3 protein-coding genes and 1 pseudogene are annotated in these 2,952 nt (G+C 64.7%); 3 read left to right on the forward strand and 1 reads right to left on the reverse strand.

Translation table 11 applies throughout. From position 1 onward, the window contains the following. Both Y706_RS29210 and Y706_RS0109600 read left to right on the forward strand, forming a co-directional pair. Positions 1–221: pseudogene (locus Y706_RS29210) on the forward strand (DUF4192 family protein); the annotation flags it as partial. 284 nt (positions 222–505) lie between these two features. Then, entirely contained in the window at positions 506–1,834 is a 1,329-nt protein-coding gene (locus Y706_RS0109600) for an RNA polymerase sigma factor (protein ID WP_028276426.1), read from the forward strand. Between the two features lie 257 nt (positions 1,835–2,091). Here the strand turns inward: Y706_RS0109600 and Y706_RS30145 are convergent, their stop codons facing one another. Then, positions 2,092–2,313, reverse strand: a complete 222-nt coding sequence (locus Y706_RS30145; RefSeq protein WP_028276427.1) for a DUF7455 domain-containing protein — start codon at positions 2,311–2,313, stop codon at positions 2,092–2,094. Between the two features lie 250 nt (positions 2,314–2,563). On the opposite strand from Y706_RS30145, the gene Y706_RS28745 reads away from it, so the two are divergent. Next, a partial coding sequence (locus Y706_RS28745; RefSeq protein ID WP_043435777.1) for an ATP-binding protein occupies positions 2,564–2,952 on the forward strand: 389 nt, incomplete at its 3' end.

Raw genomic sequence — 2,952 nt, forward strand, 5'->3', positions numbered from 1 at the left:
ACGGGGAGGCAACGGCAGCCGCCGTGACGGCGCGGGGCTGGATCGAATGGTGCCGTGGCCGCGGCTCCTACGCCGACGCGCTCTACCGTCAGGCCTTGCAGGGCCACCCGGGATACAGGCTCGCGGAACTGCTGGCAGAGCTTGGCCGGCGCGGCACCCTTTGCGGCTGGGCTGCCAGGCGGGAGGCGGCCTGGCAGAAGTTTGCCCCGGACGCCGCATGAGTTCCTGACGCAGCGGGCGAAGCCGCCGCGATATCGTCGACCCGGCGTCGCGAAAGGCACCCGGCCTGAAAACCGTGAGACAATGGTTGCCGAGACCCGGTTGGGTCCGTGTATCAAGTGCCCTAAATGATCCTTGGAAACAGGGAACATTAAGGCCGCGCCAGCAGTTCTACTAAGTGGCTCTGCTGGTCGTGGTTGCACCTGATGTTGAACACGGACTTGACAGGGTCATAGTGGTGTTGCCCGTATGGTGATTCCGCAGACCGCAGCTAGAAAGGTTTTCAGTGACCCCGTCTTCCGCGAAGAAGGAACCCGCCGACCAGGCCGAATTGTCCCCTGAGGAGAAGAAGGCGGCGACCAACGCCAAGCGCGCCGCCACGCGCGCAGCCAACAAGGCTGTCAAGGACGCCGCTTCCGCAGAGGGTGGCGACACCGTCGCCAAGCCTGAGCCCAAGAAGCGCGGGCCCAAGCCCGGCGCCAAAGCCGCGGCAGAAGCCGCCGGCAACTCTGCCAGTACGTCTGACGATGACGTCGACGCCGAAGAGGATCTCGACGACATCACGCCCGACGCCGCCGAGCTCGGCGACGAAGTAGAAGGCGAGGAAGTCGCCGGCAAGGCCGCGGCCACCACCGGCTCCGGCTTCGTCTACTCCGACGCCGACGACGACGACGCTCCGGTGCAGCAGGTTATGTCTGCCGGCGCCACCGCCGACCCCGTCAAGGACTACCTGAAGCAGATCGGCAAGGTCGCCCTGCTGAATGCCGAACAGGAAGTAGACCTGGCCCTGCGGATCGAGGCCGGTCTCTTCGCTGAAGAAAAGATCGCCGCCGACGACGGCACCATGGACCCGAAACTCAAGCGCGAGCTCGAATTCGTCATCCACGACGGCAAACGGGCCAAGAACCACCTGCTGGAGGCCAACCTCCGCCTCGTCGTCTCGCTGGCCAAGCGCTACACCGGCCGCGGCATGCTGTTCCTGGACCTGATCCAGGAAGGCAACCTGGGCCTGATCCGTGCGGTCGAGAAATTCGACTACACCAAGGGCTTCAAGTTCTCCACCTACGCCACCTGGTGGATCCGCCAGGCGATCACCCGCGCCATGGCCGACCAGGCCCGCACGATCCGCATCCCGGTGCACATGGTGGAAGTCATCAACAAGCTGGCCCGCGTCCAGCGCCAGATGCTGCAGGACCTCGGCCGCGAACCCACCCCGGAGGAGCTGGCTCTCGAACTCGACATGACCCCGGAAAAGGTCGTGGAGGTCCAGAAGTACGGCCGCGAGCCCATCTCGCTGCACACCCCGCTTGGCGAGGACGGCGACTCCGAATTCGGCGACCTCATCGAGGACTCCGAAGCCGTGGTTCCCGCGGATGCCGTGAGCTTCACCCTGCTGCAGGAACAGCTGCACTCGGTGCTGGACACCCTCTCCGAGCGCGAAGCCGGCGTGGTAGCAATGCGCTTCGGCCTTACCGACGGCCAGCCGAAGACTTTAGACGAAATCGGCAAGGTCTACGGTGTGACGCGTGAGCGCATCCGCCAGATCGAATCCAAGACCATGTCCAAGCTGCGGCACCCGTCGCGCTCACAGGTCCTGCGCGACTACCTGGACTAGGCGCCACTGGTCGCAGACCGGGTAAAGGTTCCCAGCAATGCGGGGTCTCTTCCCGCCCATCCTCACCGGAGGAACGGGCCGGAAGGGACCCCGCATTGCTTTTTGCCGCTGCGGCGGGGTGCGCGGCACCTAAGTGAAACGGCACCTGACGAAACAGCACTTAACGAATCAGGGCCCCTCCGGTATGGAGGGGCCCTGATGCAGTGGTCTCAGGTCGCCCGGAACCCTGTAGGGTGCCGGGCTGAAACCGGTGCGGTCTAGTCGACCGGAACCGGAGCCTTCTGGTGAAGGCGGTCAGTCTCATCATGCCAGTCTGAACTGAGCGGCTTGAGGGTCGGTTCTACGGCGCGTGCGTGGTGGCCGCAGAAAAGAAGCTCACCGCCGGAGGCACCGAGAACAACTCGGACATATGCCTGTGCTCCGCAACGATCGCACCGGTCTGCGGCGGTCAGTATGCGGTCCGCAACTGCTGTTGTCATGTTCGGCCTCCTTAGTAGATCGGTATACCTATATAACCAGCATTCGTGGCCAAACCATGGCACGGATGGCCTACTTTCGCTGTCCGCGTATCACGTCTCAGTAACGGCGGGTGGCCGGAGAGCCCCCGCGGGGAGTGGCAGACCATCGATCACCCGGAGTCCGACTAACCTAGGAAGAGCGTCAAATTCTGTGACTGCCGCCTGCGCACGCTGCGGTGGCTGTCCCGATCCTGTAAGGAGTTCACGACCCGTGGCACCCAGTTCTGATTACACCGCCCGGCACCTCTCCGTGCTGGAGGGCCTCGAGGCCGTCCGTAAGCGCCCGGGCATGTACATCGGCTCCACGGACTCCCGCGGCCTCATGCACTGCCTCTGGGAAATCATCGACAACTCCGTCGACGAGGCCCTCGCCGGCTTCGGCCACGACATCAAGATCATCCTCCACGCGGACAACTCGGTCGAGATCCACGACGACGGCCGCGGCATCCCCGTGGACGTCGAACCGAAAACCGGGCTGACCGGCGTCGAGGTCGTCTTCACCAAACTGCACGCCGGCGGAAAGTTCGGCGGCGGCTCCTACACCGCTTCCGGCGGCCTTCACGGCGTGGGCGCCTCGGTGGTCAACGCGCTCTCGGCCCG

This window comes from Arthrobacter sp. I3 (genome assembly GCF_000520575.1).
Taxonomy (GTDB): Bacteria; Actinomycetota; Actinomycetes; order Actinomycetales; family Micrococcaceae; genus Arthrobacter; species Arthrobacter humicola_A.

Excerpts from the sequence above, each read along its gene's own strand:
- Y706_RS30145 (WP_028276427.1), bottom strand. The coding sequence starts at position 2,313 with ATGACAACAGCAGTTGCGGACCGCATACTGACCGCCGCAGACCGGTGC.